This window comes from Vibrio genomosp. F6 (assembly GCF_005146325.1).
In the GTDB taxonomy this organism is placed as follows: domain Bacteria; phylum Pseudomonadota; class Gammaproteobacteria; order Enterobacterales; family Vibrionaceae; genus Vibrio; species Vibrio cortegadensis.
On sequence record NZ_SYUT01000024.1, the window covers coordinates 17,957 to 43,472 of the forward strand.

The following is a 25,516-nucleotide window of genomic DNA, read 5'->3' on the forward strand; positions in this document are numbered from 1 at the left end:
GCAACCTCGCTTCCTATGTCTCGTCCTAGACTTCAATCCCCACAGCAATCGCTTCTCCACCGCCAATACACAAGGAAGCAATACCCCGCATCACTCTATCGTGAGGTTGATTTGAAACCGAAGATTGAAGCTTTTTTAACTGCCTTAAGCTATGGACTAAAGTCACCAAAATACGAGCCCCACTTGCACCAATAGGGTGTCCAAGCGCACATGCTCCACCTTTGATATTGACCTTGTTGGTATCTAGACCAAAATGTTGAACGGCAATTTGAGTGACTACGGCAAAAGCTTCGTTAATTTCCCATAAATCCACTTCATCCACAGACCAATCTAGCTGAGAGAGCAGTTGCTCCATGGCATACACAGGTGCAAGGGTAAATTCAGAAGGTTTTCGAGCATGAGTAGCATGGCCTTTAATCACCGCCAATGATGTTAACCCTTGCTGCCTTGCCAAATTAGAATCCATAACAATTAACGCTGCGGCTCCATCCGAAATGGCACTGGAATTAGCGGCTGTCACCGAACCAATCGTGGAAAAGGCGGGACGTAAACGGGGGATTTTATCGAGACTAATTTCCGTTGGGTGCTCATCAAAATCGATAATTTTCTGTGACGGTTTTTGTGCTGTGTTGGTAGACGTCTTTGCCGTTGATGTCTCCTTAATTAGTGCGATTTCATCAGCAAATAACTGCTGTTGCTGCGCCTCTAACGCTCGGGTCACCGACATGGTCGCCCACCGATCCATCTGCTCGCGCGTAAAATGCAATTTATCAGCAGTATGCTGTGCATAGACGCCCATCAGCTCTCCGTCGTAGGCATCTTGCAAGCCATCTAAAAATAGATGGTCATCCGTACTTTTGTGCCCTAAACGCATACCACTTCGGGCTTCTTTAAGCAGATAAGGGGCGTTGGTCATGCTTTCCATACCACCAGCAATCGCACATTGAATGGAGCCTGATAAAATCAGATCATAGGCCAGCGCAACCGACTTCATACCAGAGCCACAAACTTTGTTGATGGTGGTACAACCGACAGAATAAGGCAATTGCGCTCCGAGAGCGGCTTGTCGTGCAGGGGCTTGCCCACATCCAGCAGGTAGAACACAGCCCATGAATACTTCATCAATTGAATCAACAGAGATAGGAATCGACTCAAGCGTCGAACGGATGGCAAACGAGCCTAATTTTGGCGCAGAATATGCCTTCAACATACCTTGAAAGCTGCCTTGGGGTGTGCGTTTTGCGGCGACAATCCATATCGACTTTTCCATTTATCTGTCCCCATCGATTGAGTTCTGATCAATGTTTTCTGCATAACGCCTTCAGAGCTAGCCTCAAAAAAAAGCGGTTACTTTTTGCACTGCCCTTGCTTGACGTTTACGTAAGCATAGCACTAACATTTACGTAAACGTCAAGAAACAAAATTTCAACACACTTAGGGGAGCACCCACCTTTTAGGGGGCAATCGAAGGTCAGTTAACGGTTTTTCTCGGCATGACGTAGTTGGAGGCGACCATTAAATGGAAAGTTTCAAAATTAGCGAACTGGCGAATGAGTTTGATATCACGACTCGAAGCATCCGATTTTATGAAGACATGGGCCTAATTCACCCCATTCGCCAAAGTGGTATTCGAATCTACCGGCATCGCGATAGAGTCCGCATGAAGTTGATACTTCGTGGGAAACGTTTGGGATTATCGTTAGCAGAAATCAGAGAACTATTTGAGCTCTACGATACCAATCAGAGTGACACTCAGTTAAACAAAATGTTGCTCCTCATTGACGAGAAACAACAGGCGTTACAACGTCAACTGGACGATATCAATGTCGTGATGCATGAACTCAATACCGCCCGAGCACGCTGTCAACAAGCACTGAATGCCCCAAGCCAACAAGACAATACAGACCATGCAGACCATGCAGACCATGCAGACCATGCAGACCATGATTCAGCAACATAATCACCGTGCTTTCATTGGTCAATAACATTCTGGAGAGGCTCTGAAGTTTGGAGATAATCGAGAGTTTAGGAGATAGTATGAATAGCGACTACCGCTCACTTAACTTTGGCCTTGGCGACACTCTCGATATGCTTCGAGAACAAGTAAATGGTTTCGCGACTCAGCACATCGCGCCGATTGCCGCTGAAATAGATAGAGACAACCAATTTCCAAACCATCTCTGGGCACTGTTTGGTGACATGGGGTTACTTGGTGTGACGATCGGTGAAGAGTATGGCGGGGCAAATATGGGATACCTTGCTCATGTCATCACTATGGAAGAGATCAGCCGAGCCTCCGCTTCTGTTGCACTAAGTTATGGCGCTCACTCCAACCTTTGCGTCAATCAGATCTTTCGCAATGGGACGCAACAGCAACGTGAAAAGTATTTGCCAAAACTGATTGATGGTAGCCACATTGGCGCACTCGCGATGAGTGAAGCAAACGCAGGATCTGACGTCGTTAGCATGCAACTCAAAGCGGAGTTAGTAGGTAATCACTATCTTCTCAATGGTTCTAAAATGTGGATCACCAATGGCCCCGATGCCGATATCATAGTGGTTTATGCCAAAACCGATCCCAATGAAACCTCTCATGGCATCAGTGCATTTGTCATTGAGCGCGACTTTGTCGGGTTCAGCCACGCACAAAAACTCGACAAGCTTGGAATGCGAGGCTCAAACACTTGTGAATTAGTCTTCGAAAACTGCCAAGTCCCAAAAGAGAATATCTTAGGCCAACTCAACCACGGTGTGGAAGTGTTAATGAGTGGCTTAGATTACGAGCGTGTGGTGCTGGCCGCTGGTCCACTGGGAATAATGCAGGCATGCCTTGATTTAGTGATCCCCTATGTCCATGACCGAAAACAGTTCGGACGCTCAATTGGAGAGTTCCAGTTGGTTCAAGCCAAAGTGGCCGATATGTATACCCAAATGAATGCAGCACGCGCTTATATTTATGCGGTCGCTTCTGCGTGTGATCGCGGTGAAACCACACGTAAAGATTCTGCAGGCGTGATTTTATACGCTGCTGAACTTGCCACAAAGCTCGCGCTAGATGCCATTCAACTGCTTGGCGGCAATGGGTATATCAACGAATTTCCTGCAGGGCGGCTACTTCGAGATGCCAAGCTATACGAGATTGGCGCTGGTACATCTGAAATAAGACGCATGTTGATTGGACGCGAACTGTTTGAAGAATCCCGTTGATAAGCTCTCAACAAACCGTCACTTAACTCCAAATAAGTGACTCATTGAAAGGAAAGATCCATGGCCATCATTGAAACTAAAGCCAAACCAAAGGATCCGCTTTTTCTCACTAACAAGCGAGTGATGCTTCGGCTGCTTGATAACCTTAACTCTAACCTTGAAATCATCAAACAAGGTGGAGGTGAGGCGGCGTTAGAGCGTCAGCGTCAAAAAGGAAAACTTCCTGTACGAGAGCGCATTGCCACCTTATTAGACCCCGAGACGCCTTTTCTAGAGATCGGTCAATTTGCGGCATGGCGAGTTTATGAACAGCCGATTCCGTGCGCAGGTCTCGTGGCTGGAATAGGCGAAATTGACGGAATCAAATGCATGGTGATCGCCAATGATCCATCCGTTAAAGGTGGAACCTATTACCCATTAACCGTCAAAAAACACCTTCGAGCTCAAGAGATTGCTCAGCGTTGCCATCTCCCCTGTGTTTATCTCGTGGACTCTGGTGGGGCAAATTTACCGCAACAAGCGGATGTCTTTCCCGATAAAGAGCATTTTGGCCGTATTTTCTTCAATCAAGCACGCATGTCAGCCAAAGGAGTTCCACAAATTGCAGTGGTACTAGGGTTATGTACCGCTGGGGGCGCTTATGTTCCTGCCATGGCTGATGTCTCGATTATTGTCAAAAAACAGGGAACTATTTTCCTAGCTGGCCCACCTCTTGTTCAAGCTGCGACAGGCGAAATAGTGACCGCTGAAGAGCTGGGAGGCGCGGATGTTCACTGCAAAAAATCGGGAGTGGCGGATTATTACGCTCAAGATGAGCAGCACGCACTTAACCTTGCCCGACAAGCAATATCTAGCACCAATCAAGCTTCCAACACTTGGCCAATTACGACCTCCAACCCTATCCAACCTCCTCGTTACGACGCTACGGATCTGTATGGCATCGTCAATGCAGATTTGCGTCACCTATTTGATGTAAGAGAAGTGATCGCTCGTATTGTCGACGATTCTGACTTTGATGAATTTAAAGCGTTATATGGACAAACCTTGGTCTGCGGATTCGCCCATTTACACGGTCACCCTATCGGCATCGTCGCCAATAACGGCATTCTGTTTTCCCAATCTGCTCAAAAAGGGGCGCACTTTATTGAGCTATGTGCCAAACGAAAAATCCCACTGCTGTTTCTGCAAAACATTACTGGTTTTATGGTAGGGAAAAAATACGAAGCCGAGGGGATAGCCAAAGATGGCGCTAAGCTTGTTATGGCCGTAGCGTGCGCTGATGTGCCCAAATTTACCGTTATTATTGGCGGTTCTTATGGCGCAGGAAACTATGGAATGTGTGGCCGAGCCTATGATCCAACCATGATGTGGATGTGGCCTAATGCCCGAATTTCCGTTATGGGAGGCGAACAAGCCGCAGGGGTAATGGCACAAGTACAGCGTGATATTAAGCAACGAACCAATCAAGAATGGTCAGCCGAACAAGAGGAGGAATTCAAACAACCGATCATCGATCAGTATGAGACTCAGGGCCACCCATACTTTGCCAGCGCAAGGTTGTGGGACGATGGCATTATTGACCCGAAAGATACCCGTGACATCGTCGGACAAGCTTTGGCGGCATCACTACGTGCACCGATTGTTGAAAGTCAGTTTGGCATTTTCCGGATGTAGCCCTCCCCATCTGAAAATTGAAAGTAGCCAGATGACATAAGAATAATGGCATAAGAATCACGACAAGAAACATTCAAAGATGAAGAAGAGGTGTTATGGATGACAAGCAACCGCCCCCATTTAGCGATTTACTGTGTGATATTGATGCGCGTGGAGTCGCCACGTTAACGCTAAACCGTGTCGATAAGCACAATGCGTTTGACGATCGGCTGATCGACCATTTACTCGCCAAATTGCATGAGCTTGCCACTCACCCTTCAGTGCGAGTTTTACTGCTTAGAGCCAATGGGAAACATTTCTCTGCGGGTGCGGATCTCAACTGGATGCGATCAATGGCAGAAAAAACCTCAGATGAAAATAAGCAAGATGCCACCCAACTGGCGCATCTTATGGCCACGCTCGACAATTTTCCTCACCCAACGATTGCGGTGATACAAGGTTCTGCCTTTGGTGGGGCGCTTGGCCTGATTTGTTGCTGTGACATTGCCATCGCTCAAGATGATTCTCAATTCTGTCTAAGCGAAGTAAAACTCGGCCTCATTCCAGCAACCATTGCTCCCTATCTCTGCCGTGCAATTGGAACCCGCTTGGCGAGACGTTATATGCTAACCGCGGAAAGCATCAATGCCAAAACAGCACTGCACATTGGATTAGTACATAAACTTGCCTGTAACCGCCGAAATACTGAGCAAAAGATCAAACAATTTACCCAATATTTCTTAGCTAATAGCCCTGCCGCATTGCAGCAAGCTAAAGCACTTTGCCAGCGCTGCGCCACACAGCCTATTGATTCAGATTTGATTGAGCATACCAGTCAGTTAATCGCCGACATTCGTGTTTCAGAACAGGGGCAAGAAGGTTTAAACGCATTTTTCGAAAAACGACCTCCTTCATGGAGTGCTCAACCGAAAAAGTCATAGGAGATAAGCGTGACTCTTCCTACAGCAGTGTTAATCGCAGAAATGGGCCCTCGTGATGGTTTACAAAATGAAGTCTCGGTCAGTACCGAAGCAAAAATCGATCTGATTAACCAACTCTCTCTAACCGGGCTAAGGCACATTGAATCTGGTTCTTTCGTCTCTCCGAAATGGGTGCCTCAAATGGCAGATTCAGCCTTAGTGATGGACAAAATTTCTCGCCAGCCCAATGTTACCTATTCTGCACTCACCCCGAACCTACAAGGTTTTGAGCAAGCGATTCAATCTGGTGCTAACCAAGTCGCCATTTTCACATCAGCATCCGAGCTTTTTTGCCAACACAATATTAACTGCTCTATTTCTGAAAGCATCCAGCGTTTTCTTCCTCTGGTGGATGAAGCTCGAAAACTCAATATTCCTGTAAGAGGCTATTTATCTTGTGTCGCAGATTGCCCATACGATGGAACAACACCTCCACAACAAGTCGCGACTGTCGCCCGAGAACTACTTGAATTAGGCTGTTATGAAATATCTCTTGGTGACACCATAGGAACAGGAACGCCACTGCGTATTGCAACTATGTTAGAAGCCGTACACAAGCAGGTGCCACTCAACCAAATAGCAGTGCACTTTCACGATACTTGGGGGCAAGCTCTCACCAATATATATCAAGCTCTAACCATGGGCGTTTCCGTCATTGATAGCAGTGTCGCGGGTTTAGGGGGCTGCCCATATGCAGCTGGAGCCAGCGGTAATGTCGCGACTGAAGATGTACTTTACCTTTGTGATGGTTTAGGCATCGAAACGGGGGTTAACTCACTCGATGTCGCTAAAGCAGGGTGGATAATCTGCGATCATTTAAATAAGCCACCCGCGTCAAAAGTCTCACAAGCGCTTCGCCATCGTTATGTGAAAGACAAGAAATTTACAATGTAAATATGGATATATTGTCATTTAATAGAAGCTGATAGGTAAGTAGAAATCTAATTCAAATTCTTCATTTTCATTCAAAAAATGGTTTTTATGATAGTGAACAAATGCAGGTGTTGACCTCAATTTAAACCCAGAAGCGGGTAGCCATTGCTCTAAAACAGTACTTATCTGCGGAAGCAATTCACCGTATATACCATGTAATCGGAATACCGCGTGCAATCCTCCCGGGATCACCATTTGATTAACCACTCCTCTGTATTTCAATGGCTTATCAATCGAGATACAAGCGACATAGCGACATTTATCTAAATCGACCCAAGCAGGGTTTGAGTGATGCAGCCCAAATTGCTCCGAAAAGTCACGATTCTCCGAACTCGCCCACGCCTTAAGCACTAACCAAGCATTACGAATCGAGCGGTTGTAACCTTCATGTCTCACATACGCGGCGAGGCGATCCTCTGCTTCTATGATTTTCGGTTGAGGCAACGCTCTATTTGCCACTCGTCGGTAGCCCTCTGCTACTTCAACATCTTTCAAATAGGGTTTATCTGACACTTGTAAATCATGCTTTCGCCACTCGCCTGGTGACATATGAAATGTCGATTTAAATGCTCGACTAAAAGAAGAAAGAGAGTTGAACCCACAATTATTCGCAATATCTAAAACCGTTGATTTAGTGTCGAACATCAACTGATTGGCGGCATATTCCATTCGAGTGCGTCGAATGTATTGATGGATCGACTCTCCCACCACCTGTTTAAAAATACGGTGAAAATGCTGCTCAGAGTACGCCGCCACATCCGCAAGCTCTTTTGCTGCCAGTTCTTGGCTTATATCTTGATGAATATAGAACAGAACATCATTAATTCGGGATGTATGTTGTTGGCTCATGATCTCAAATAGCATAAATGGACATATTTATAAGCATAAACGGACAAACCGAAACTCGCAATGCTCTGTAGTATCAATGAGAGAAGAATAAAACAATAAATAAAAGCAAAAAGACAGGAACGCACATGGAAATCGCACAATCACTGCAACAGATACAGTCATCTTATATTCGAGAAATACTCGCCGCCGCTTCTGACAAAAATGTCATCTCTCTTGCAGGTGGTCTTCCTGATGAGAAAACGTTCCCCATTGACTTAATGCGAGAAACGCTTGAGCAACTGTCCGATATGCCTGAAGTGTTCCAGTATGGATCAACTGCAGGTTATGCCCCCTTATTAGAACACCTGACCGATGTATATCAACTTCCTGACAGCCATATGCCAATGATTTGTACAGGCTCTCAGCAGGGGCTAGATTTGATTGCTCGTGCGTATGTTGATCCCAATGATACCGTGGTAATGGAAGCGCCGAGCTACTTGGGGGCGATGCAAGTTTTTGGGTTAGTTCAAGCCAATATCGTGACCGTATCTCAAACGGAATTTGGGCCGAATATCGAAGAACTTAAGCAGTGCTTTATCCAACAAGCACCTAAGATGTTCTACGCTGTGCCTGATTTTCATAACCCGACAGGCGTTTGTTGGTCACTCGAAGTCCGTAAACAGGTTGCTGAATTATGCATTCAATATAACGTAGCCTTTATTGAAGATGCCCCTTACAGAGAGTTGAGATTTATCAACGATGCTCTGCCTATGGTGTCGGAGTTCTGCCCACAACAATCCATTGTGTTGCGTTCATTTTCTAAGATTGCCTCTCCAGGGCTAAGAATTGGCGCGGTAACGGGCAAAAAACGCTATTTAGAGCCGCTGGTCAAGGTAAAACAGGGGGCCGATTTACACTCTAGTGTTCCGATGCAAGCCCTATTATTAGGACTGCTCAAACATCCTGACTTTGAACAGCATATGGCAAAGATCCAGGCATTGTACAAGCAGCGCTACGAAGTTCTGTTCTCTGAATTACAACAACAGTTACCGACAAGCTGTGTACTGAAACCAGTCGATGGCGGCATGTTCGTGTGGTTATCCCTGCCAGATTGCGACACGTTTGAGTTGGCTAAAACCTTACTTGCCAATGGTGTCGCGGTCGTTCCTAGCCCTGTGTTCTATCCACAACCAGAAAACACACCGGCTGCCGTTAGACTTAATTTTACCAATGCCAACCCGCAAGAGTTAGTGGAAGCGGTCAAACGACTGGCGAAGGTGCTTAGACAAACCATCGTATAAATCTCATTTTTGAATGGCACACAAAAAAAGCTGATATGAAAATATCAGCTTTTTTTATTCTATTTATTTTATGAGATTAAGCGCGAGGCTTGTCTGTATCCGCCAGTGCCATTGAGTTTTGCTGCTCATGAATTGTATTCACACGCACTCGTTTCTCTGGTTCTAGCCCTTCATAAGCCATGAGGTAAATATCACTGTGAATGTGCTCAGCGATCATTTTTACCATCAAACGATTATTGGCGTATAAGCCTAATGTCTCTTCACGATGAGAGAACATTATCGCAAGCTTCATATCCACGACACACATGAAACGATGTGAAGGGTACTCTAATTCATCATTCTGAGAACGAGAATATAGCTCGATTTTTTCATGAGGAGCCTGAATGCGATTGAACGAAAAAACAATAATTCGCACGCCACGCTCAACAGCATCGCACAACTCTTTCTCAAACAATGAGAGATGAAAATCAGTATTCAGATAGATCTCAAGGTGCGCTTGATTGATCATCTCTTTCGCCTTCTGGATTAGATTTTCAAATCCAGACACGTTATAGACAAACTCTTTCTCTTCTTGGAGCATCATTTTCGACAGTTCAGTTTTAAGCACATTGATATTCTCAACGGTCTTCTTTTCGATCTGACTGAAAATCAACTCTGGAGACTTCGCTTCATACTCTTTGGTCTCCCCTTCCGACATAAAAATGTAGCCATTCTTGTACAGATTATCGATTGAAGAGTACACGGATGAACGAGACAAAGAGATCTCTTTTGCAATTTTATAACCACTTGCTCGGCCGTTTTTCAGCAAATTAATATAAACAAGGGCATCTGTTTTGGTAAAACCAAAATCCATTAATTTGGTTACTAGCTCTGACACGGGTTGTCCTCTAAAACTATTCAAAACATCTTCTCTCTAAGACTACCACTCCTAAAACTATGAGCGTAAATGATTAATGTGATTTTTTTAAAATATATTAAGAACCGGTAAGGTGACGTTCTAACTCAATGCTCCAGATCGTATTAGACAAGGCAATAACGTGGCGCCTAGCGCAAAAACAAACTCATCAGACAAAGATGTATTGTCTATATCGTGTTTAATTTCTGGGATGATACTAGGCTCGCAATAACGAGAGAGCGCCACTTTCAGATCTTCCCCTAAAAAGCGATAGCGGCTGGCCGCCCCAAATAACTGCAAAGTTGCAGGCATGAGTGATTGGATAGGTGCAATCAGTGCTCGTGCCAGTTGGTCAACAAAAGCACGATATATACGAGTGGCATGGTGGTCACTTGCTTCAACCAGTTGGTATATTTCTGCAAGCGTACAATCTTTCAACACAACTTGATGATACTGCCTTTCAATACCTTGCACCGTAAGAAACTGATCTAAGCAGGCTTCTTTTCCACAATGACAAACAGGAGATAGCCCATCAATAAGCCAGTGATACTCCGGTAAACGGCTATGCGCCCATTCGAAAAGTCGGTGTTTTCGTGCCACATGTTCATCATCAACCAATACGATACTGCAATGAGCATCAATCACCGTACTGAGCACGCTTTCATTTGACGTTGTCTGCATCATTTGCCGCTTAACTAACAGAGCCGCGTAAGCAGATTGAATCACATTACATTCAATACCTGTCTTCTGATTTACATCATTCGCAATAGTGTCCGATATAAGAACGTTGTCATCTCTCTGGTAGAACTCTTCGGACACACTTAACCCGATGGCGTTAGGTCGCCCATAACCCCACTCAATATTCCTGACTAAGACTTCAACCGCTTGAAGCAACTCAGGTAACGTTTGAGGCGTCTTCTGCGAGGTTCGATATACTTCATCTTGCCAAGACGTTGTGACCACCACAGTACGGATCCATTGATTATCTATGGATATTCCTAACACCAACGAGTTCGACATCCGTTACTTCTGACCCATCTTTACTTCATTGAGAATACGATACCCATAAGCATCTAACTCAATGTTGTCGCCATTAACTTGGACGCTCTTTTGAGCTGCCGAATTATTGAGTACAAACGTCACTTTCCCACGTTGATACGCAATACATTCGTCATCATTTACCGTTAACCACTCAATTTGTGGCTGATTAAACTCAGGATGCGACTGCCTTAGTGCAACCAGTTCTTTGATAAAGTTTTTAAAGTCATGGTCTTGTTCAGATTCATCCCAAATCATGCATTTTCGGTTATCTTCACTTCCCATGCCTCGCCCGCCGTCCATGCCTATTTCGCCACCATAATAGATACAAGGAGCACCCACTTGCGTGAACATAAATAGATACGCGAGTTTCGCTTTGCGTTTGTCATTACCGCATAGAGTTAGAATACGAGTAGTATCGTGGCTATCGAGCAAATTAAACATCGCTTCATTGACGTTATGAGGGTAAGCAAGATAGGAAGTGCTTACCGCGTGCATGAAGCTCTCTTTATCAAATGCTGCCAATGCAAAATAGTCTGTGATTGCTTGAGTTAATGGGTAGTTCATCAGCGAGTCATACTGATCGCCTCGTAGCCACGGCATTCCCTCATGCCAAATCTCACCTAAGATGTAGCAATCTGGCTTAATGCCTTTTACTACGGTGCGGAAATCGCGCCAGAAAGAGTGATCCACTTCGTTGGCCACATCTAAACGCCAGCCATCGATATCAAACTCTTCCACCCAGTAACGCGCAACATCAAGAAGGTATGCTCGGCACTCTTCATTTTCTGTATTGAGTTTTGGCATCTCAAGTACGTTCCCAAAAGTCTCGTAGTTAAAGTTCCAAAAATCCCACTCATCTTTTGGTGTATCGGGATAAACCGGGAACTTATTGATCCAAAACCAATCGGCGTATTTAGAATCTGCACCTTTTTCTACCACATCGAGCCACAACGGTGACTTATCACCAATATGGTTGAATACCGCATCGAGCATGATTTTCATTCCACGCGCATGCGCCTCTTTAACTAACGCTTTAAAGGCTTCATTACCGCCAAAATGCGGGTCAACGTTATAGTAATCGACCGTGTCGTATTTATGGTTAGCGTTGGCTGTAAAGATAGGGCAAAGGTACAAACCATTGATCCCAAGATCTTGTAAGTAGTCTAACTTCTCAATGACTCCCCAAAGATCGCCTCCCATGAAGTTAGTAGACACAGGCCGAGTTCCCCATGGCTGTACTTCTGCTGGTGAAATTTCAGGTCGACCATTAGCAAAGCGTTCAGGAAATATCTGATACCAAATAGTGTCAGGAACCCAACTCGGTGTTTTCAAAACATCACGTGGATTGATATAAGGGAAGCAATAAAAATTACTTAAGTTACTTAACTCGGCTTCGGCTTCATTCGGATCCGACAGATCTGCACAACGTTTTTCACCAAATAGAATTTTTTCTCCGTCTTTGCCATACAGAATAAATCCATAGCGACTACGACGTTTAGGCGGCTTAAATTCGGCGAACCAATGGTCATGGTGTTCCGTCTCTCCTTCATGGATCATAGGAACTTCATTTCCACCTACCCAGCCATGAGCATCACTTCCGCCGAGATTACCACCATCGAGTCCACCTTCAGCCCAGTGATAAGGGTCACCTATCCATAGCGCCACACGTTCAATTTCGCCTTTTGCACTGCGTAATCTTAAGTGAAGCGTTTCATTATCATAGGCGTAACTGTCCGCACTCTTTGCCGAGTGTGTTAGCGAGCTTTTTGTAATCATGTGTGTATTCCTGATTTTTATTCTTTTACTGCACCGCTGACGAGGCCGGTGGTGATGTGTTTCTGCGTTGCAACAAACAGCAACGTAATTGGAACAGCAACTAACAGTGAGCCTGCTGCAAAGAGCGTAAAGTTCTCAGCCGAGTTAGAAGAGATCCAACTGAAGATACCAATAGCGAGAGTCATTTTTTCTTCGCTACGTAATATGAGAGTCGGCAGAATGAAGTCCATCCAAGGACCTGTGAACGACACTAATCCCACAAAAACTAAGATAGGTTTTGCCAAAGGTAATATTATCTCTATGAAGATGGTCATGTGCCCTGCACCATCGATTTTCGCCGCTTCATCCAATGAGGTTGGAATCGCATCGAAGTACCCTTTCACCAGCCACACCATAAATGGCAGTGAGCCCGTGACATAGACAAACAATAAACCTGCGTAGGTATCGATAAGGTTCAATTTCGACAACAAAATATAGATTGCGGTCATTGATAAGAACGCAGGAAACATTTGCAGTACTAAAATGCTCATCATGACGTTGCGTTTACCTTTGAAGCGGTAACGAGAAAATACAAAGGCTGAAATCGTCACTACGACAAGTGAAATCAACATGTTTGCCGTTGCCAGCATAAAGGTATTCAGATACCAATCTAAATATGGGGTATCGGTAAAAAGCGCACGGTAGTGATCAAGCGTGAAACCTATATCCGTAAAACTTGAGCTAAATAAGTTATTACCGGGCTTAAATGACGCTAAAACCGTCCAAATAACAGGGGCAAGCACAAGCAATGCATTTAACGTCAGGAATAGGTAAACAATCGCGGTTCCTAGCTTTCCAATTAACTTTTCCATCTTACATTCCTACATCATCTTTAAACGATTTCATTCGACTAAATTGCCAGATCGCAATACCAGATAAGAACAAGAAAATGACAATCGAGATTACCGAAGCGATTTGATATTGCTGGAAATCCAACGTCAGTTTGTAGATCCAAGTGATAAGAATGTCCGTATGGCCTGCAAAACGGTATTCAGGATTAATCGGTCCACCTTCGGTCAGCAAGAATATCGCGCCAAAGTTATTGAAATTATGTGCAAAGGTCATCACTAGAGATGGGGCAACTTGGTGAAGAACCATAGGTAGCGTAATTTCCCAAAATTGCTGAAGCTTACTCGCACCATCGACTTCGCTTGCTTCATAAAGATCGGCTGGGATATTAGTTAGCGCACCCGCAATCAACAGCATGAAGTAAGGCGCTCCAACCCATACACTGATCGCAATGACTGTGAACTTAGCCATAATGGGATCAGATAAAAAGGCGACCGAATCAAAGCCCCACGTATTTAAAGTCGCGTTAACTGGCCCGATACCATTCAGCAGTAAACGGAACATTAATAGAGTGACAAACGCAGGGATCGCATAAGGAAGAATGAAAATAAATCGCCACGCTTTCTTCGCTTTAATCTTTTTATTCTCTAGCGCAAGGGCAAGAAGAAAACCAAAACCACAGGTACATATCGTGGCACAGAATGCCCAGATCACCGTCCATGACGCCACACCGAAAAAGGTGCTTGACCAAATTTTCAACTCAAATAGAGAGAAGAAATTTTTAAAACCAACCCAATCCACTAAGTTGCGGGGAGGGATATGATTCGGTGCTGAATAGTTAGTAAATGACACCAGTACCGTGATCAGAATTGGCAAAATAATAAAGGTGATACAAGCGATAAAAGCAGGCGATAACATGATAAAAGCAAACTTTTTATCATAAATATCTTTCAACTGCCCCATTACCGACAAACGACATTGCCCACATTGTTGCGCGTCTTTCACGTTTGAAATATACAAACAAGTAATAAGAAAACTAAACAATAGAGCAATAACCCCTTCCACTAACAGGTAGATGGAGTTGTCACCTTGAAATACTTTAAACCCTTTACGAACTTGTGCTACGTCACCAAGAGATATCAATCCTTTCAGAGCAAGAATAAGGTCAGGTAGCATCAGCAATGTCATGACCTGCATTGCTAAAAACACCCCTCCTTTAACCCAGTGCCCTTTCCGTAATTGAGAACTCCCCATGATAAGGATAGAAGCGGGCACCTTTGATGCCGGCTTAGTCTCTGTTAACAACATAAATGACCTTCTATTCCTGCAATTCGATCTGTTCTTTAATGATATTCATTGCTTTATCTAGCACCTGTTTTGGCGTTTTATCGTTCATCCAAAAATCAGTAATTGCACTTGCCATTGGAGACCAAATAAAGCCCATTTCAGGTACAGACGGCATTGCATCTGAATAGAACCCTTGAGTAATAATGGCATACGTAGCTTCATCTGCATCGACAATAATATCTTCCATTACCGACTGGATAGGCGGGATAGATTCCGTCATTTCGTAACGCTTTTTAAGCATTTTTTCAGATGATAGATAATCGGCAAACAACTGAGCCGCTCTTGGGTATTCGGTGTATGAGGAGACAACCGCTAGACGCACTGTCGAGAATGTTCTCGGTTGCAAGCCATTTAACTTCGGCATTGGCACCACCCCAAAATTAACACCGGAGTTTTGGTAACCCTGAATTGCCCAAGGTCCATCAATAATTGCCGCCACTTTACCTTCGCTAAACAGCCCACGTCGAACTTGAGGGTTGCGCATATCAATTGGGTTCGAATTATTTGCCGTTTGAAGTTGCTTCATTGCAGCCAAGCCTTGCTGCGCTTTCTCTGAATTGATGCCGATATCTTTCGCATCCGTACCATTGTTACCGAACTCATAAGCACCATATAGCGTCACGAACATTCGCGTTTCATAATAGTTTTGAATATCCCACAGCAAAGCGTACTTATGTTCTTTCTTGTTGTTGAACTGTTTTGAAAATTCAATCAACTCTTCAAACGATTCAGGAGCCTTTGGAAGCAGATCTTTGTTATAGAACAGTGCGGTTGTCGCAAAACTGACCGGAAAGCCATAATCGACCCCTTCAGCTTTAGAAGCACTGACTGCATTTTGCATAAAAGTAGAATTAATACGCTCAGCCGACACCAAGTTCTCCATTGCGCCACCCGCAACCACCAAGCGCCCTAGAAGGTCATGTTCAATTTCAGCCACATCCGCAACGCGCGCCGAACCTCCATCTTGAATAAGGCGAGAGGCCGAATCAATTGGAGCTAATCCACGGAATGAGAAATCAATATCATAACCAAAGCTCTCATTAAATGACTCCGCTGCAAACTCCATGTATTCAACTGTTGTACGATCCGTCCAAATTAATAGTTCAGCATCGCTTTCTGGCTTAATTTCTTCGGCGGTGACAGATCCTGCGATCAAAGCGGAAGTCATCAAAGCGGTTGTTAGGATATTTTTTTTCATATCTACTCCGTGAAACCTTGTAGTAGTCCATAAGATACGACTAGGTTAGATTTGAACAGAAATAAGTCAACACAAATTGAATAAACAACAAGCATATTTGTGATAACGATCAACTAAAAGCCATGACAATCTGTCTTCCTATATTCAATGAGACAGCAGAGAACATATGGGTTTATCGTGTCCCTGCCACTAAAGCTCTATTGAATATTGGTGAGCAGGCAAGCATTTGTGATGAAGATCAACAATTACCACTACTAAAAGTGACCAATCTCTCATTTGTTATAAATCCAGGGAGAAAAAAGAAATTAAATGCAGAACAATAATTAGGCGTTCAACGTGAACTACTAAATATTCATTGCATTGAACTATTCAATAAAAATATACCGCTGGATTGATAAGGAAATACTGTGAAAAAAACACTACTGTCCGTACTAATCGCGAATACGCTTGTCCTTAGTACCACCGCATTCGCTTCAGATGACCGAGGATTTGCCCCTCAAGACACTTTTTTTGATGACGCTATGCAATTTGGTGGGCACGTTGGATCATCAATTGAGTATGAATACAAAAACACAACTGACTGGGCCAAATGGGGCGGAATCAAATCAACAGAACAAACAAGAACCCACGAAGTGGTAAGTCTGTTCTACCGAAATGCGAAATGGAATTTATCGGCTCTATACGCGTTCAAATTAGAAGACCGTAAGAAAGAGCTCATAAAACAGGACGGAAGTCATTATTCTGAGACTGAAGATGGCTATAAGCATCTCCTATCACTTGATAAAGGCTTCAATATTGGCGGGGGTTGGGCGACAGGTGCCGTCTACGATATTGAGTACACAAGAAGTCAGCTATACAGCACGGCTGGTACATCAGGATTACGAAAAACGAAAACAGAGCATAGCTTTCGACCTTACCTAACTTATTGGAGCAATGAATATAACGCTGGCTTCTACTCCAACCTTGAGTATCTGTATAACGATGAAGATAAAAGTGCGTGGGGAACCGTAAAAGAAGAAGGCTATAGCTTGTTGTTCAAGCCATATAAACGGTTCGATAATTGGGAGCTAGGCGTTGAGTTCTTCTACCAAATCAAAGAGAACGATGCCAATGGCTCTAAAGTCAGTGATTTTACAGAGAAATACTTCGAACCAATCGTTCAATACAGCTTTGATGACGCAGGCACCATGTATGTACGCGCTCGCATCGGTGAAAATGAAACCAATGGTATCAATAGTAATGATGACTATTTCAAAGACATCCGTAAAGCGACCATTGGTTATGAGCAAGCTGTAGGTGACGACTGGTTAGTTAAAGCGGAATATGAGTGGGCGAAAGATACTGAGACATCAAATATGGATCAGTACGCTGGCGATGAAAAAATAGTTGAACAGAACACTCTATTCTTACAAGCTCTATACCGTTTCTAACTATCAGACAATGGCAGACAAAATATTATGATAAACGTTTCAGAGATAGCTCAAATCGTTGGCGGTAACATTGAAGGCGACGAATCGATGGAAATTAATCGCATACGCCCCGTTCACAGTGATGAACAAGGTGGTCTTGCGATTGTTTTCTCGAAAAAAGATCTCAAAGCAATATCTGAAACCTCGGCTGATGTAATTATTGGGCCATCCAGTATTTTGTCTTGCCCTGCTAAAACAAAAATTGTCATCGACTCGGTGGATGCTGAAAAGCTAAACCACTTAATGCGATATTACAAAGCCAGTAAATATAAGCTATTTGATCAAGGTAACACATCTGAAAACCCTGATATTTATATTGGTAAATATTGCCAAATAGGCCAGGGCTGTCACTTCATGCCGGGTGTAAAAATAATGAATGGTGTCACCATTGGTAACAACGTCGCTATTCATGCCAATACCGTCATCAAGGAAGGGACCGTTATAGGAGATAATGTCACCATCGATTCCAATAACTCAATCGGCAATTACAGCTTCGAATATATGACAGGCAAAAAAAGCCGTTACGAACGTGTAGAAAGTGTTGGCAGAGTCATTATTGAAAGTGATGTCGAGATTGGCTGCAATAACACCATCGATAGAGGAACCCTTGGGGATACCATTATCGGACAAGGCACCAAAATTGATAACTTGGTTCAGATCGGCCACGACTGCCACATAGGAAAACACTGCTTACTGGTGTCTCAAACAGGATTTGCTGGGCATACAACTCTAGAAGATAACGTCATCGTTCATGGCCAAGCAGGAACCGCTGGGCATTTAACCATCGGCAAGAATTCTGTGATCAAAGCAAAATCAGGCGTCAGCCACTCGTTCCCAGCAAATAGTGACTTATTTGGTTATCCCGCGAAAGACGCAAGAGCCTATTACAAGAACTTAGCCGCTCTCAATAAATTAACCAAAAGTTCAAAATCGAATCAACAACCAAAAGAGATCGGAAAAGAGAGAAGCTTTTTCGCCAAGATCTTTAATTTTTAGCCATTTTATAAGTAGTGAAGAATCACATGGACGAACCCATCAATATCATTGAAGCTACCATCCGAGCTTGTAATAGCAAGATATATGTAGAACTTGGAAATCAATCTTGGTTGCATATTCCTGAGCATCAACAAGACAAGCTTAAAATGTATATTGATCAACCCGTTGAATTTGGTATTCGCCCCGACTTCATTACGCTTGCAAAACACAACGAGCAACTTAATACCATCCAAGGAAAAATAACAGAGCTTCACTGCAAAGATAATGTTCAGCATATTAGCTTTGAATTAGCCAACAGCCTCATCACTTCGAAAGTTCGAGGACGGATGGTCACCAATAAAAATATTGGTGAATATTTCAGATTCAATTTTGATACTTATTTCAGTCATATTTTCGATCTAGAAACACACTCTAATATCACTATATAAATATTAGTCAAAGAACAATAAGGAAATTAACGATGAAACACAAAATTCTGCTTGCCGCTATCTTGTCTACTGCATTAATGGGTTGTGCGAGTACATCTGACTCACCTAAAGACGTTGCGCCAGAGCAAGCTTTAGCCACAGGTCCTTTTGCCGACTGTAACCTCCCAACAGTAGAAGAGCGCGGGCCAATTCGCCCTTCTCTATTCGTGGTCGGTACTTTCCCTGATGGGCAGTGGATGCATATGGACAATCGCCAAATGCAATATAAAGGCAACGGAATCTATCAAGTCGTCAGCGAAGAAACTGCGGGTAACGTTAGCCTTCAGTTTGCCACCATGAGCTGGAACCCTCAGTTTACGGCTGAAGGAAGAGCAATGACGGCTGGCTACATAAAAGAACTCAAACGCGGTGGCTTTGCTAAAAACACAGTGGTCAATATTCCAGAAGATGGCAAATACCTGTGGAGTATCGAAGTGACCGAAGAGAAAAAACCAGTAAGAGCACTGATCAAAAAATGTAATTAATCTCATCCTGCGCTTCATTGCTTTTTCGAAGCGCAGTTGTTCATCCAAATAATGACTGTCCCACACGAGTCATTATCTGAATGGACAACAATTTAAATCTTCAGTTTTAACCCGTATACGGAGTATCAAATGGCAACAGTTAGCCTGCGTAAAGTAGAAAAAGAGTATGACAATGGTTTTAAAGCCGTACACGGTATCGATCTCGACATACAAGAGGGTGAATTCATGGTTTTTGTTGGGCCATCAGGCTGTGCAAAATCCACCACTTTACGAATGATCGCTGGGTTAGAAAGCATTTCTGGTGGCGAAATCCAAATTGGAGACAAGGTGGTCAACGATCTTCCTCCAAAGGATCGTGGCATTGCCATGGTGTTTCAAAACTACGCGTTGTATCCCCATAAAACCGTTTTTGACAATATGGCTTTTGGGTTAAAAATGCAGAAAAAATCCAAAGAAGAGATCAAGCAACGTGTTGAAGAAGCGGCAGAAAAACTTGAAATAACGGATTTACTCGACCGTAAACCAAAGGAAATGTCTGGCGGACAAAGACAGCGCGTTGCTGTAGGCCGAGCTATCGTTCGCAAACCTGACGTATTTCTATTTGATGAACCGTTATCAAATTTAGATGCCAAACTACGTGTATCCATGCGTGTAAAAATCGCTCAGCTTCATCAATCACTAAAAGAAGAAGGTAACCCTGCCACCATGGTGTATGTCACACACGATCAAACCGAAGCGCTAACGCTGGGCGATCGGATCTGTGTACTGAACCAAGGTAAAATCATGCAAGTTGATACTCCTGCGAACCTATACAACTACCCAGCAAATAAATTTGTGGCGGGCTTTATAGGGTCGCCATCGATGAATTTAGTCAATACTGTACTGAGAAAGGAAGGGGATAATATCTATGTTGAGCTAGTTGATGGCGCTCGAATTATGATCCCGATCGACAAGCAAGAAAAGCTGACCCACTATATTGATAAACCGGTTTGTCTGGGGATTCGACCTGAGCATATTAGCCTAGCGCAAGACGACGAATTCATTAATGTCCATCCTGGAAAGCTCACTGTAGTAGAGAATCTAGGGAATGAGAAATATCTTCACTTCCGCATTGGCGATAATGAAATTGTCGCAAGGGTTAACGATCAACATATCACCACCTCTTATATTGGCAACGAGATAAGATTCAATTTTGATTCCGCCTTCTGCCATGTGTTTGATGCCGAAACAGAGCAAAACCTAACTTTATAGTCAGTGGACGATGAGTCTTGAAAAATTAAGACTCATCTTACCCTTCAACTAAAAACTGACACTGCGTTGATGCTTTTTCCACATTCAGTCACGTATGCTTATGCAAATTTTTTAAACAATGAATTACTGTGACTCATTTCATTCAAACCAAACGCTCCGGCTGTATCGCACTCGCCATATACATGTTACTGGTCATTGCTATGGTATCCAGTATTCCAAGCATCGACCTCGCCTCAACAGTTAGCGATTCCACTGGATCTCAACTTCAGTGGTTGACTGATTCCGCAGGGAGCCACGGTTTCCTATTTTCTACCATCGCACTATGCCTCATACCAATCTATCTAAAACTTCCTAAGTCCACGATGCTTAAGCTTGGTGCACAACTTGGCATTTTGTTGGTGCTGAGTTTTGGGGCAAAAACCTTACTTAAACAGGTCACCGCAGTTCCAAGACCTTATGCCAACTTTCTGCAACATATCGATGCGGTAAAGAGTGCGGAAACGTTTTATCAATTAGACGTTGAGAGTAAAAATGCAGTCATTGAATCGGTCTCAAACTCGGTGAGCCCTTGGAGAACCAGTCATTGGCTCGGGGAAATGGATTACTCATTCCCTTCCGGACACACGATTTTTGTATCGATCTGTATTCTGTTTTTTGGAGGGATTCTTATTCAACATAAGCGTTATATGTTATTTAGCATCATTCTTACTTGGGGGATTGGTGTTGCGTACAGCCGGCTTTGGTTAGGAATGCATAGGCCAATCGATCTCCTTGGTTCTATGCTATGTGCGCTCATTTTATACTGTCTAATTCCGGAGCAGTGGATACAAAACAAGGTCCATCAAGTCCTGAAAGTGACTAAGCAGAAATGACAAATATAAAAGATTAATTAGTCGGATAAATAAAAAAGAGCCAGCACCTCGCTAGCTCTTGTTACCTTCAAATCTAAAACTGTTCTAACAGCTTCAAATCAAAATCTTCCAGTGATATATCAAGATTCCACATCTTTATTTTATCTTGGATTTCATCCAGCTGTTTTTGCACTGTCGACATCGTCAGAGTGTTGTTATCCAACCAAAACACCTGTTTTTGAGTGGTGTAATAGAAGTTAAGAATGATCAAAGCGGTCACGTTCTGTTCTTCCGACGCGAGCTTAATCTTACGCACTTTGCGATAAATTTTGTTGTGTATCTGCTTCAATTGCCAGACATAAAATATTTCGGTCAAAAAAGAGTGTGTTTTGAAGTGGTTCATTATTGAAGCCGAGACCACCGCAGATAAAATCACACCCATTAAATTCAGGTGAAAATTCCCTGTCGACTCCGATGAACTGACTGGTTCTGTTCCAAATAGTTGAATTAAAATCGCGCCAAATACCAAGGCTAAAATCGCAAGACACGCGACAAATGAGATGATGACTATATTAGAACGCTTACGATACGTAACTTTATCGATTTCTATTATTTTCATTATGTTACCGAATCCCCTTTTATGAATAGATGCCTACACAGAAATTATTATTTTACGCAGGTTTCATGGACTGAGGGTAAGAACTTACCATTTGGTTCACTATTTCTCGACCGCATAATAGAAATATTCACGTACAAACATCGTTAAAAATCACCTAAATAGGAAATTGCAATAAGCTTCCCCCCTCTCCGATAAATAGAACGCCGAACCATATAAAAGTATCATTGATCAAAAAATTATAATTACATTAATTATGATTACGGCTCATTCCTCCCATCCGATAATTAAAACGACTAAACTAACCTATCAATATCACACTTTTTGCAATCACCCTTTTGCATTAAAGCTGTTTCATTGCATATAGTCTAACATTTCGCTTAACATCAGTTCTGCACATATAAAACAAGTGTCTATTCAATATAATAATTCAAAGTTAAGTAAGTGGTATTTATGAAAAAAACAATTATAGCTTCACTACTATCAACGTTAATGTTATCTGGCTGTATCAGTACTGGCGGCGAAAGCGCTGATGAACCTCTATCATATGACGTATTAAGAGAAAAAGGCAGCGAACTAGCAATCAGTTCTGACGACAGCCATTACGAGCCATCAACGGTTGTTGAAGTTGAAACCGTTCGTTTAGCCGTTAACACTGCATTTCTAGCGGCTAAGCCAGCATATGAAAGATATACCGAAGAATTAATTGCAACACCCGCTTTAGGTAATTTTTTCGCGGCAACTGAAGCTGCATCAACAGACGAAGAGAAGAAAGCGATTTACGATGCGCTATCGCCAAAAAATAAAGCGACTGTCGATAAATTCTTAGCATCTTCTATGTTTAGCGAAATCATGAGCGGCCTAGGTGATGCAGCTAAACCTGCACTTAAAAGTGTCGCAATGATGACAACGATTAATGCAAGCGATGCATTACAAAACGTAGGTTTCCTTAACCTTATCAATGAAAAAGATAAATTTTCTCATACAACAGATCAGGTTCTTTATTTAAATGACAGCGTAATATCTGCATACAACAATTACAAAGTTGTATCTTCATTTAATACTGCAAAATAAATAAAGAATAAACTAGCCGATATAGATGAAAATCTATATCGGCTTCTTTGGATGAGCCAATAATGAAAAAATCTCTAATCTGCCTCTCTATATTAACATTACTTGTTGGTTGTCAAACAACGGGTGTAGCAATCAACTCTGAAGCTGACAATAGCGCTAACTCATTGATAAAAACCATAAATAAAGACGCATTGTATGAAAGCGAGAATATTGAGTTACCAAGTAATTATGATGTAAAAGCATTCAACAAAATGCGAATAGCAGCCTATGTGGACCAAATTGAGTTTGAAGAAGGCTCTCAAAAAACCACGTTAAAAACAGACATCGTTTCAAAACTGCTAGAAAACGAATTAGCTCGCACAAAACGTTATGAAGTACTTACAAGAAACTGTACATCATGTGATTATGAATTGGCGTATCAAATCGAAAATACTGTTAATGACGGTGCGATTCAAATTGGTGAGCAAAAGAACCCTAATTATATATTTGAAACCTCAATCGCTTTAGGGAGCGTTATAAAGAAAAAATCAGACCATAGCGAAATTATATTCAGAAGCTTAATCACAACAAAGGTCGTCAACCCGACCACTGGCCAAATTGTTCATTCTTTCGAACCTATTCGCCACAATATGCCCGCTAAGAATTTCTGGGCAATTGAAGATGAGTTTATCGGTGGTTTTGATTATCGCGATTCCAATGAGTTGCAAGAAGCCTATAAAGAAGCCGCTCAGAAAGGCATTCAAGTGCTCGTTAACCGCACAATGAATTATTACCCAGTAGGTGGACGAGTAACGAATTTTCGAAATGGCCGTTTTGCTATCAATTCAGGTATTGAACAGGGCTTCGCAATCAAGCAACCAGTTGTACTTTTCTTAAGTGATGATGGACTTGATATTCCTATCGCCTCTGGAGAAGTCACGCCAAAAAGCACGTCAGGATCTGGAATCATGTTTACCTGGAAAGAAGATGACATTGATGCCCAGCAGGTGAAGAAAAAAATACAAGCATTAGGTAAGGAATACCTTAAGCGAACCAAAATCTATGCAGTATCGGTCGGTACGCCTGAGAATTGGGCTTTTTAAAGGATAAATCAAATGCTTAGCAAGAAGTGGTTCACATTTTTTTCGGCTCTGATCATTAGCTACAGTTCTCAACTCTACGCAGACCCAATGGATGACGTATTTGAACTCATCGAATATAAAAGTGGTACTCGTGTAGGGTATGACTCTGCACATGGCTACTACATTGTTTCTTTAGCAAAGTCGACAAACAGAAACCAAGAGAAAGCTCATAAGGCAGCTCTAAAGCTCTCTTTAGCTGATATTAATCATTTACTCAATAAGATCACTATCGCAAGCAAGGAGTCATCGCGGTTTAACGGTTTGTCGCTTTCTAAAACTTCAGGAAACGATAAATTTAACCGAAAAGAGTTTACTCAAGCAGCCGTCTCTACATTGCAGTCTAACCCATCGTCTTACGAAGAGATTAAATCAGGTAAGTATGATGATTCGTATTTTGTGTCATTAATTATTAGTGAGAAAACCGTTGCTGGCACTAATTGGGAAAACCCAAAGGAATTAATGGACGCTTCCGACTTTGATTTTGAAGTCGAAAGTGTTGAATCGAAAGGAACAGCACCATTAATCGACAGTGAAAACTCAGCAAGACAAATAGCACTTTTAGACGCATTCACTAATGCAGTTCAACAAAGCAAAGGGTTTGAATTTGCCAGCCAAAAAGACTCGAATGGTAATGTCGTATCCACCGCAATGACGCCAAAAATCGCTAGTTATATAAGCAGCTATGAGCTCCTTGATGAAGACATAGAGAAAGGTGTTTATTACGTAATCATTGATGCCTACGTTGACAGTGAAAAGGTTGCCAATGATGTCAGCTTTTATTCCGGCTTAATGAAGAACCCTATCTTTAATATTCGTACCAGTGATTCAAATGATTCCTCGTGGATAACCGATCAGCTAGAGACATTAGGTTTTTCATTAAATACTGGTAAGACAGCCCCGACCCATACATTCAATTTGAAGAAAAGACAGAATGAAGTTGAGAATCATAAGGGCAAAATAGGTTACGAAACTGAATTAACACTGCAATTTACTGATCAAAAAACGGGGAATATTTTATTCACCATAAGAAATACACCAAAGAAAACCCGAGTATTCACCGATTCAAAGTCTCGATCTAAGCACCTTTCTCAAGTTCAAGCTCAAAAAGCGCTTGAGGGAAAATTAGCAAAAGAAATAATCCAAGCTTTATCCAAGCAAATTAAAGCTTAAATACATAATTTAACCCATCAAAGTAAAGA

Annotated in this window: 24 protein-coding genes; 15 read left to right on the forward strand and 9 right to left on the reverse strand. The window is 42.7% G+C overall.

Features of this window, described 5'->3' with window-relative positions:
- Positions 1 to 25 precede the first annotated feature (25 nt).
- Entirely contained in the window at positions 26 to 1,270 is a 1,245-nt protein-coding gene (locus tag FCV43_RS09110; RefSeq protein WP_136994956.1) for a thiolase family protein, read from the reverse strand.
- Positions 1,271 to 1,519: 249 nt separating this feature from the next.
- On the opposite strand from FCV43_RS09110, the gene FCV43_RS09115 reads away from it, so the two are divergent.
- From FCV43_RS09115 to FCV43_RS09135, 5 genes are all read left to right on the forward strand, one after another.
- On the forward strand, positions 1,520 to 1,960 hold the full coding sequence (locus FCV43_RS09115; protein ID WP_136994957.1) for a MerR family transcriptional regulator: 441 nt from the start codon (positions 1,520 to 1,522) through the stop codon (positions 1,958 to 1,960).
- Positions 1,961 to 2,037: 77 nt separating this feature from the next.
- The gene (locus FCV43_RS09120) at positions 2,038 to 3,207 is read left to right on the forward strand and encodes an isovaleryl-CoA dehydrogenase (protein WP_136994958.1); all 1,170 of its coding nucleotides are present in this window, start codon (positions 2,038 to 2,040) and stop codon (positions 3,205 to 3,207) included.
- Positions 3,208 to 3,267: 60 nt separating this feature from the next.
- Positions 3,268 to 4,881, forward strand: coding sequence for a carboxyl transferase domain-containing protein (locus FCV43_RS09125; protein ID WP_136994959.1), 1,614 nt, complete (start codon positions 3,268 to 3,270; stop codon positions 4,879 to 4,881).
- Positions 4,882 to 4,976: 95 nt separating this feature from the next.
- Complete coding sequence (locus tag FCV43_RS09130; protein ID WP_136994960.1) at positions 4,977 to 5,801, forward strand: enoyl-CoA hydratase-related protein; 825 nt, start codon at positions 4,977 to 4,979, stop codon at positions 5,799 to 5,801.
- A gap of 9 nt (positions 5,802 to 5,810) precedes the next feature.
- Positions 5,811 to 6,734, forward strand: a complete 924-nt coding sequence (locus FCV43_RS09135; RefSeq protein WP_136994961.1) for a hydroxymethylglutaryl-CoA lyase — start codon at positions 5,811 to 5,813, stop codon at positions 6,732 to 6,734.
- A gap of 18 nt (positions 6,735 to 6,752) precedes the next feature.
- On the opposite strand, the gene FCV43_RS09140 is transcribed toward FCV43_RS09135, so the two are convergent.
- Entirely contained in the window at positions 6,753 to 7,622 is an 870-nt protein-coding gene (locus tag FCV43_RS09140; protein WP_113798788.1) for an AraC family transcriptional regulator, read from the reverse strand.
- Positions 7,623 to 7,747: 125 nt separating this feature from the next.
- On the opposite strand from FCV43_RS09140, the gene FCV43_RS09145 reads away from it, so the two are divergent.
- On the forward strand, positions 7,748 to 8,902 hold the full coding sequence (locus FCV43_RS09145) for a PLP-dependent aminotransferase family protein (RefSeq protein WP_136994962.1): 1,155 nt from the start codon (positions 7,748 to 7,750) through the stop codon (positions 8,900 to 8,902).
- Positions 8,903 to 8,978: 76 nt separating this feature from the next.
- Here FCV43_RS09145 and FCV43_RS09150 read toward each other — a convergent pair whose 3' ends face one another.
- From FCV43_RS09150 to FCV43_RS09175, 6 genes are all read right to left on the reverse strand, one after another.
- Complete coding sequence (locus tag FCV43_RS09150; protein WP_136994963.1) at positions 8,979 to 9,779, reverse strand: TrmB family transcriptional regulator; 801 nt, start codon at positions 9,777 to 9,779, stop codon at positions 8,979 to 8,981.
- Positions 9,780 to 9,899: 120 nt separating this feature from the next.
- Entirely contained in the window at positions 9,900 to 10,817 is a 918-nt protein-coding gene (locus FCV43_RS09155; protein WP_136994964.1) for an ROK family protein, read from the reverse strand.
- 3 nt (positions 10,818 to 10,820) lie between these two features.
- Positions 10,821 to 12,614 carry a glycoside hydrolase family 13 protein gene (locus FCV43_RS09160; protein WP_136994965.1) on the reverse strand — a complete coding sequence of 598 codons (1,794 nt, stop codon included), beginning with the start codon at positions 12,612 to 12,614 and terminating at the stop codon, positions 10,821 to 10,823.
- Between the two features lie 17 nt (positions 12,615 to 12,631).
- Positions 12,632 to 13,465: a sugar ABC transporter permease gene (locus FCV43_RS09165; RefSeq protein WP_017052432.1), complete on the reverse strand. Its 834-nt coding sequence runs from the start codon at positions 13,463 to 13,465 to the stop codon at positions 12,632 to 12,634.
- A 1-nt stretch (position 13,466) separates the two neighbouring features.
- Entirely contained in the window at positions 13,467 to 14,750 is a 1,284-nt protein-coding gene (locus FCV43_RS09170) for a carbohydrate ABC transporter permease (RefSeq protein WP_017052433.1), read from the reverse strand.
- Between the two features lie 10 nt (positions 14,751 to 14,760).
- Positions 14,761 to 15,987 carry a maltose ABC transporter substrate-binding protein gene (locus FCV43_RS09175; protein ID WP_017052434.1) on the reverse strand — a complete coding sequence of 409 codons (1,227 nt, stop codon included), beginning with the start codon at positions 15,985 to 15,987 and terminating at the stop codon, positions 14,761 to 14,763.
- Between the two features lie 407 nt (positions 15,988 to 16,394).
- On the opposite strand from FCV43_RS09175, the gene FCV43_RS09180 reads away from it, so the two are divergent.
- The 6 genes from FCV43_RS09180 to FCV43_RS09205 all read left to right on the forward strand — a co-directional run bounded on the left by FCV43_RS09180 (position 16,395) and on the right by FCV43_RS09205 (position 21,527).
- The gene (locus FCV43_RS09180; RefSeq protein WP_136994966.1) at positions 16,395 to 17,417 is read left to right on the forward strand and encodes a porin; all 1,023 of its coding nucleotides are present in this window, start codon (positions 16,395 to 16,397) and stop codon (positions 17,415 to 17,417) included.
- Between the two features lie 27 nt (positions 17,418 to 17,444).
- On the forward strand, positions 17,445 to 18,452 hold the full coding sequence (lpxD, locus tag FCV43_RS09185) for a UDP-3-O-(3-hydroxymyristoyl)glucosamine N-acyltransferase (protein ID WP_136994967.1): 1,008 nt from the start codon (positions 17,445 to 17,447) through the stop codon (positions 18,450 to 18,452).
- A gap of 26 nt (positions 18,453 to 18,478) precedes the next feature.
- Positions 18,479 to 18,880 carry a hypothetical protein gene (locus FCV43_RS09190; RefSeq protein ID WP_136994968.1) on the forward strand — a complete coding sequence of 134 codons (402 nt, stop codon included), beginning with the start codon at positions 18,479 to 18,481 and terminating at the stop codon, positions 18,878 to 18,880.
- Positions 18,881 to 18,912: 32 nt separating this feature from the next.
- Positions 18,913 to 19,404: a glycosidase gene (locus FCV43_RS09195; RefSeq protein WP_136994969.1), complete on the forward strand. Its 492-nt coding sequence runs from the start codon at positions 18,913 to 18,915 to the stop codon at positions 19,402 to 19,404.
- Between the two features lie 129 nt (positions 19,405 to 19,533).
- Complete coding sequence (locus tag FCV43_RS09200; protein ID WP_136994970.1) at positions 19,534 to 20,655, forward strand: ABC transporter ATP-binding protein; 1,122 nt, start codon at positions 19,534 to 19,536, stop codon at positions 20,653 to 20,655.
- Positions 20,656 to 20,783: 128 nt separating this feature from the next.
- A complete protein-coding gene (locus FCV43_RS09205; RefSeq protein ID WP_240697144.1) occupies positions 20,784 to 21,527 on the forward strand; it encodes a phosphatase PAP2 family protein in 744 nt (247 codons plus the stop codon).
- Between the two features lie 73 nt (positions 21,528 to 21,600).
- Here the strand turns inward: FCV43_RS09205 and FCV43_RS09210 are convergent, their stop codons facing one another.
- Positions 21,601 to 22,125 (reverse strand): DUF3087 domain-containing protein, encoded by a 525-nt coding sequence (locus tag FCV43_RS09210; RefSeq protein ID WP_136994972.1) that lies wholly within the window; start codon positions 22,123 to 22,125, stop codon positions 21,601 to 21,603.
- 450 nt (positions 22,126 to 22,575) lie between these two features.
- On the opposite strand from FCV43_RS09210, the gene FCV43_RS09215 reads away from it, so the two are divergent.
- From FCV43_RS09215 to FCV43_RS09225, 3 genes are all read left to right on the forward strand, one after another.
- The gene (locus FCV43_RS09215) at positions 22,576 to 23,196 is read left to right on the forward strand and encodes a hypothetical protein (protein ID WP_136994973.1); all 621 of its coding nucleotides are present in this window, start codon (positions 22,576 to 22,578) and stop codon (positions 23,194 to 23,196) included.
- Between the two features lie 62 nt (positions 23,197 to 23,258).
- Positions 23,259 to 24,278, forward strand: coding sequence for a penicillin-binding protein activator LpoB (locus tag FCV43_RS09220; protein ID WP_136994974.1), 1,020 nt, complete (start codon positions 23,259 to 23,261; stop codon positions 24,276 to 24,278).
- A gap of 12 nt (positions 24,279 to 24,290) precedes the next feature.
- Positions 24,291 to 25,487, forward strand: a complete 1,197-nt coding sequence (locus FCV43_RS09225; RefSeq protein WP_136994975.1) for a flagellar assembly protein T N-terminal domain-containing protein — start codon at positions 24,291 to 24,293, stop codon at positions 25,485 to 25,487.
- Positions 25,488 to 25,516: the final 29 nt, after the last annotated feature.

Coding starts and splice junctions, on each gene's coding strand:
- FCV43_RS09220 (WP_136994974.1), top strand. CDS start 23,259: ATGAAAAAATCTCTAATCTGCCTCTCTATATTAACATTACTTGTTGGT.
- FCV43_RS09170 (WP_017052433.1), bottom strand. CDS start 14,750: ATGTTGTTAACAGAGACTAAGCCGGCATCAAAGGTGCCCGCTTCTATC.
- FCV43_RS09110 (WP_136994956.1), bottom strand. CDS start 1,270: ATGGAAAAGTCGATATGGATTGTCGCCGCAAAACGCACACCCCAAGGC.
- FCV43_RS09155 (WP_136994964.1), bottom strand. CDS start 10,817: ATGTCGAACTCGTTGGTGTTAGGAATATCCATAGATAATCAATGGATC.
- FCV43_RS09200 (WP_136994970.1), top strand. CDS start 19,534: ATGGCAACAGTTAGCCTGCGTAAAGTAGAAAAAGAGTATGACAATGGT.
- FCV43_RS09215 (WP_136994973.1), top strand. CDS start 22,576: ATGAAAAAAACAATTATAGCTTCACTACTATCAACGTTAATGTTATCT.
- FCV43_RS09165 (WP_017052432.1), bottom strand. CDS start 13,465: ATGGAAAAGTTAATTGGAAAGCTAGGAACCGCGATTGTTTACCTATTC.
- FCV43_RS09115 (WP_136994957.1), top strand. CDS start 1,520: ATGGAAAGTTTCAAAATTAGCGAACTGGCGAATGAGTTTGATATCACG.
- FCV43_RS09160 (WP_136994965.1), bottom strand. CDS start 12,614: ATGATTACAAAAAGCTCGCTAACACACTCGGCAAAGAGTGCGGACAGT.
- FCV43_RS09210 (WP_136994972.1), bottom strand. CDS start 22,125: ATGAAAATAATAGAAATCGATAAAGTTACGTATCGTAAGCGTTCTAAT.
- FCV43_RS09140 (WP_113798788.1), bottom strand. CDS start 7,622: ATGAGCCAACAACATACATCCCGAATTAATGATGTTCTGTTCTATATT.
- FCV43_RS09175 (WP_017052434.1), bottom strand. CDS start 15,987: ATGAAAAAAAATATCCTAACAACCGCTTTGATGACTTCCGCTTTGATC.
- FCV43_RS09125 (WP_136994959.1), top strand. CDS start 3,268: ATGGCCATCATTGAAACTAAAGCCAAACCAAAGGATCCGCTTTTTCTC.
- lpxD (WP_136994967.1), top strand. CDS start 17,445: ATGATAAACGTTTCAGAGATAGCTCAAATCGTTGGCGGTAACATTGAA.
- FCV43_RS09190 (WP_136994968.1), top strand. CDS start 18,479: ATGGACGAACCCATCAATATCATTGAAGCTACCATCCGAGCTTGTAAT.
- FCV43_RS09195 (WP_136994969.1), top strand. CDS start 18,913: ATGAAACACAAAATTCTGCTTGCCGCTATCTTGTCTACTGCATTAATG.
- FCV43_RS09225 (WP_136994975.1), top strand. CDS start 24,291: ATGCTTAGCAAGAAGTGGTTCACATTTTTTTCGGCTCTGATCATTAGC.
- FCV43_RS09120 (WP_136994958.1), top strand. CDS start 2,038: ATGAATAGCGACTACCGCTCACTTAACTTTGGCCTTGGCGACACTCTC.
- FCV43_RS09130 (WP_136994960.1), top strand. CDS start 4,977: ATGGATGACAAGCAACCGCCCCCATTTAGCGATTTACTGTGTGATATT.
- FCV43_RS09145 (WP_136994962.1), top strand. CDS start 7,748: ATGGAAATCGCACAATCACTGCAACAGATACAGTCATCTTATATTCGA.